The following is a 4,043-nucleotide window of genomic DNA, read 5'->3' on the forward strand; positions in this document are numbered from 1 at the left end:
ATGCCGGCGGCCCAGACGGTGGTGGCGAGGGCGATCAGCGCGGAGCCGATGGTGATCCCGCTGTGGCCGATGGCGCTCAGTGCCCGTCGGCGGCGGGTGTGGGCGCCGAGTTCGGCGCCGACCATGCGGGCCACGGTCCCGGCGGCGTGGCCGCCGGCCTCGACGGCGCCGAGGGCCAGTGCTTGGCTGCAACCCCGCCTTCCCAACCCGGCACCACAACTGTTCCTCGGCGTCTTGGCGGTCGGGCTCGCGATCGTCTATGTCGCCGAGATCGCCTGAACCGACTGCCGTGCTCTGCGAGGCTGCTGGGCGGGCCGTTCCACGCTGGGAGTTTTCGTGATGACCGTTGTCGACAACGCTCTGTACTCGGCGGGTCGCTGCTTCACCAGGCCGAAGACGCTGGGTGAGACCTATCAGCTGCTGCGCGATCGCCGCGAGGAGAACCGGCAGGACCTGGCCTGGATCGGGCTGGCCCGCCCGGGCGAGGCCGAGCTGGCCTCGCTCGCCGCCGAGTTCGATCTGCACGAGCTGGCCATCGAGGACGCGGTTCAGGCGCACCAGCGGCCCAAGCTCGAGCGCTACGACACGACGCTGTTCGTGGTCCTGCGTGCCGCCCACTACGACGACCGGCGCGAGGAGGTCGACTTCTCCGAGCTGCACGTCTTCGTCGGCGACGACTTCGTCATCACCGTCCGGCACGGCGACACGCCGGACCTGGCCCGGGTGCGGCTCCGGATGGAGTCCGAGCCGGACCTGCTGGCCCGCGGCCCGGAAGCGGTGCTGTACGCGATCCTGGACCGGGTCGTCGACGACTATGGTCCGGTCGTCGACGGTCTCGAACACGACATCGACGAGATCGAGACGGAGGTGTTCCGGGGTGAGCCGGCGGTCAGCCGGCGCATCTACGAGTTGTCCCGCGAGGTCATCGAGTTCCAGCGCGCCACCAAACCGCTGCAGGGGATGCTCGACGGTCTGGCCGCGGGGTTCGCGAAGTACGGCGTCGACCCGGAGCTGCAGCAATACCTGCGTGACGTGTCCGACCACGTGGTGACCGTGGTGGAACGGATCGATGCCTTTCGGCAGTTGCTGCAGAACATCCTGACGGTGAACGCGGCGCTGGTCGGCCAGCGGCAGAACGAGGAGATGAAGACCCTCACCGAGGCCAGCCTCGCGCAGAGCGAGGAGGTCAAGAAGATCTCCGCCTGGGCGGCGATCCTCTTCGCGCCGACGCTGGTCGGGACGGTGTACGGGATGAACTTCGAGACCATGCCGGAACTGGGCTGGACCCTCGGCTACCCGTTCGCGCTCGCCCTGATGGCCCTCGTATCAGTCACCTTGTACCTGGTCTTCAGCAAGAAGCGCTGGCTGTGATCTGGCCGACGAACGGGAGTGGCGACGGCCGCCGCCGCGGCAGGCGTCCGTTGGCCCGCGGGCGCGCAGCGGCGTAGCCATCTCCCGTAGTGACGACTACCTGGCTCGACGCGGATGAGCGTGGAAGCTAACAGGCGCACCCCCCGCCACAGCCGCGTGACTCGCCGGCGGCCCGTCGGGCGGCGGCGCGGCCGCGCTGGTGCAGCCCGAGAAACACCACCGCCAGGACGGCCAGGGCGATCGCCGCGGCGGCGAGCGTCTGGTTGACCGCGGCAGCAGCTCCAGCGGTGAGGACCCCCGCGCCGACCAGCAGTGGCAGCGTGCAGCACGCGGCGCAGGCGAGCACGGCCAGTGTCCCCGACAGCGCGATCCGGCGTGGTGTCCAAGGTTGGTCGTGAGCCTGGGACTCGTCGGGGGCAGTCTGGATCTCGAACGGTCCCGCGACCCCGGCGGGCTGCCGGGTACTCGAACGGTCGTCGGCGGGCGGGGCGGTCATCGCTGGCTCCCGGTGAGGGTCATGGGGCTGGACGGAACGACGTGAGGTCCGCGGGCGGTGTGCGGGCGATCTCGACGTAGGGCAGCGGGCAGTCGGGGCAGGAGCAGTCGGTGAGGCTGTCGCAGCCGGCCTCGACGACGCCGAGCAACGCGCTCCTGATCGTTTCCAGGTCTCGGATCCTGGACTCGATCTCGTTGAGCTTGGACAGGGCGTGCTCCTTGAGCGCGCCGGTGGGATGGCGGCGCCGGCCGGCGTCGAGGAGTTCGGCGACCTCGTCGAGGGTGAACCCGAGTCGTTGCGCGGCCTTGATGATGCCGAGCAGGGTCACGGCGTCGGCCGGGTAGAGCCGGTGCCCGCCGGGGGTGCGCGCGGGTTCGGCGAGCAGCCCGCGGCGTTCGTAGTAGCGCAAGGTCTGGAGGTTCACCCCGGCCGCGGCGGCCAGTTCACCGGAGCGCAGCCCCGCGCCGGTCATCGGCCCGCCGTTGGCGCCGCGTCGGTGGCGAGCGTGGCGAGGCCGTCGAGGACGGCGGTCTGCGCCGTGGGCACCTCGATATCGAGCACGATGTGGTCGCCGGTGGGGGTAATGGTGAAGGTGAAGAACGAGCAGCACTGGCTTTCCCGGGCGGTCAGGTCCCGGGTGGTTTCTTCCAGGCCGTCGCCTCCGGTCAGGGTCAGCCGCAGGTGGCGGGCGTCGACCCGTTCCAGGCGGTGCAGGGCGTTGGCGAACAGGGCGTCGAACTCGGCGATCCGCAGCGGCTGGGCGGCACTCGGCAGGCTGCAGGCGTCCACCCGCGGCACGTCCTTCGCGAAGGGCATCGGCTTCTCCTGTCGGCCTGGTCGCGCCGCGTGCCGGCGCCGTTGGCTCGACGGTAAGCCTGTACCTGGGTACCGGACGCAAGCCCGCGGACCCGCCGATTTCGGCCCGGGAACGGCCGGGTCAGGATGAGCGGTCAGCCGTGGTCGACCGGACCAGGCGAATCCGGGAGCCGGGTGTGACCGACAGGGCGGTCCTTGGCCGCCGGACTACGCCGTGAGGTCCTTCGCGCTGAGCCCGCCCTTGCCGCGTAGCCAGGTCACCAGGCCGTGGGCTTCTGAGCGTTCGGCCGCGTCCAGCGGGGTCAGATCGTCGTAGCCGACCCAGTTGATGTCCGCGCCCCGGCCGAGCAGGTAGGCCGTCGTCTCGTCCTGCCCGCCATGGGCCGCGCACCACAGCGCATGCGTGGCATCCTCCACGCTCGCCGGGTTCGCTCGCTCGAAGTAGGACCGGACGCCGTCGATCCGGCCCAGCGCCGCGTCCTGCCACAGTTCGGTACGGGCGCCGCGTTCGACCAGCCGGCGGGCAACGTTCCACTGCCCGAACGCGCACGCGTCCGAGAGCGGCGTACCTCCACCGATCACCGAGCCGCCGGCTTCGATGTCGGCGCCCGCGTCCAACAGCGCGTCCAACACCGGCACGTCGTCGCTGCTGGCCGCCCAGTGCAGCGGGGTCTCCGTGTGCGGCCCGGCGAACCGGGCGTTCACGTCCGCGCCCGCCGCCAGCAGGGTTTCCACGACCCGCGGCCCGTTCGGGTAGTGCCCCGGCCAGTCGGTCGCGACGTGCAGCAACGTCCGGGACATGCCGCACGCATCCCCAAGCCGGACGGTGGCCAGCTCCGGATGCTCCCGGAGCAGCGCCCGCAGGGCGTCGACGTCGCCGCCGTGGATCGCGGCGACCGCGGCGAGGGCCAACGCGTCCTCGGTGCTCAGGAACTCCATGACGTCCCCCGGTGTCTGACTGGCCGCCCGGCATGTCCGGACACCAGCATGACGTCACCACGGTCAGCCGGCCAGCCTGACCCGCACATCGACCGCCGCGCGAAGCCCCGCCATCGCCACGCCCAGTTCCCCGATCATCGGTCGGCTGCCACGCGCACGGGGATGGACGGCCCGCACCCGTGCACCCTCTGCGGGGTGTCTCATGACCAGACCCGAGGACCCCATCAGCCTGGACGACCGACACAGCCTGGACGACCGACACGGGTTCGACGACGTACAGCCTCGACCGACCACCCCGCCACCGCGGCGGCCCGGCCGCCTGTGGGTGGTCCGTCGCCTCGCTCTGCTCACGAGAGGACTCGTCCGTGTCCGACAAGCCGTCGGTCCTGTTCGTCTGCGTCCACAACGCCGGCCGCTCCCA

The 4,043-nt window shown here is 71.2% G+C and carries 5 protein-coding genes; 1 reads left to right on the forward strand and 4 read right to left on the reverse strand.

Annotation, left to right across the window (positions count from 1 at the left end; all coding sequences use genetic code 11):
• Positions 1-339 precede the first annotated feature (339 nt).
• Positions 340-1,371 (forward strand): magnesium/cobalt transporter CorA, encoded by a 1,032-nt coding sequence (gene corA / locus I6A81_RS40610; protein WP_203008035.1) that lies wholly within the window; start codon positions 340-342, stop codon positions 1,369-1,371.
• A 127-nt stretch (positions 1,372-1,498) separates the two neighbouring features.
• Here corA and I6A81_RS40615 read toward each other — a convergent pair whose 3' ends face one another.
• The 4 genes from I6A81_RS40615 to I6A81_RS40630 all read right to left on the reverse strand — a co-directional run bounded on the left by I6A81_RS40615 (position 1,499) and on the right by I6A81_RS40630 (position 3,622).
• A complete protein-coding gene (locus tag I6A81_RS40615) occupies positions 1,499-1,867 on the reverse strand; it encodes a hypothetical protein (protein ID WP_203008038.1) in 369 nt (122 codons plus the stop codon).
• A 19-nt stretch (positions 1,868-1,886) separates the two neighbouring features.
• The gene (locus I6A81_RS40620; RefSeq protein WP_203008041.1) at positions 1,887-2,339 is read right to left on the reverse strand and encodes a MerR family transcriptional regulator; all 453 of its coding nucleotides are present in this window, start codon (positions 2,337-2,339) and stop codon (positions 1,887-1,889) included.
• Positions 2,336-2,683, reverse strand: a complete 348-nt coding sequence (locus I6A81_RS40625) for a hypothetical protein (protein ID WP_203008044.1) — start codon at positions 2,681-2,683, stop codon at positions 2,336-2,338. The genes I6A81_RS40620 and I6A81_RS40625 overlap by 4 nt, the downstream gene beginning before the upstream one ends.
• A 207-nt stretch (positions 2,684-2,890) precedes the next feature.
• A complete protein-coding gene (locus I6A81_RS40630) occupies positions 2,891-3,622 on the reverse strand; it encodes an ankyrin repeat domain-containing protein (RefSeq protein ID WP_203008047.1) in 732 nt (243 codons plus the stop codon).
• Between the last annotated feature and the right edge of the window lie 421 nt (positions 3,623-4,043).

The organism is Frankia nepalensis (assembly GCF_016786325.1).
Taxonomy (GTDB): domain Bacteria; phylum Actinomycetota; class Actinomycetes; order Frankiales; family Frankiaceae; genus Pseudofrankia; species Pseudofrankia nepalensis.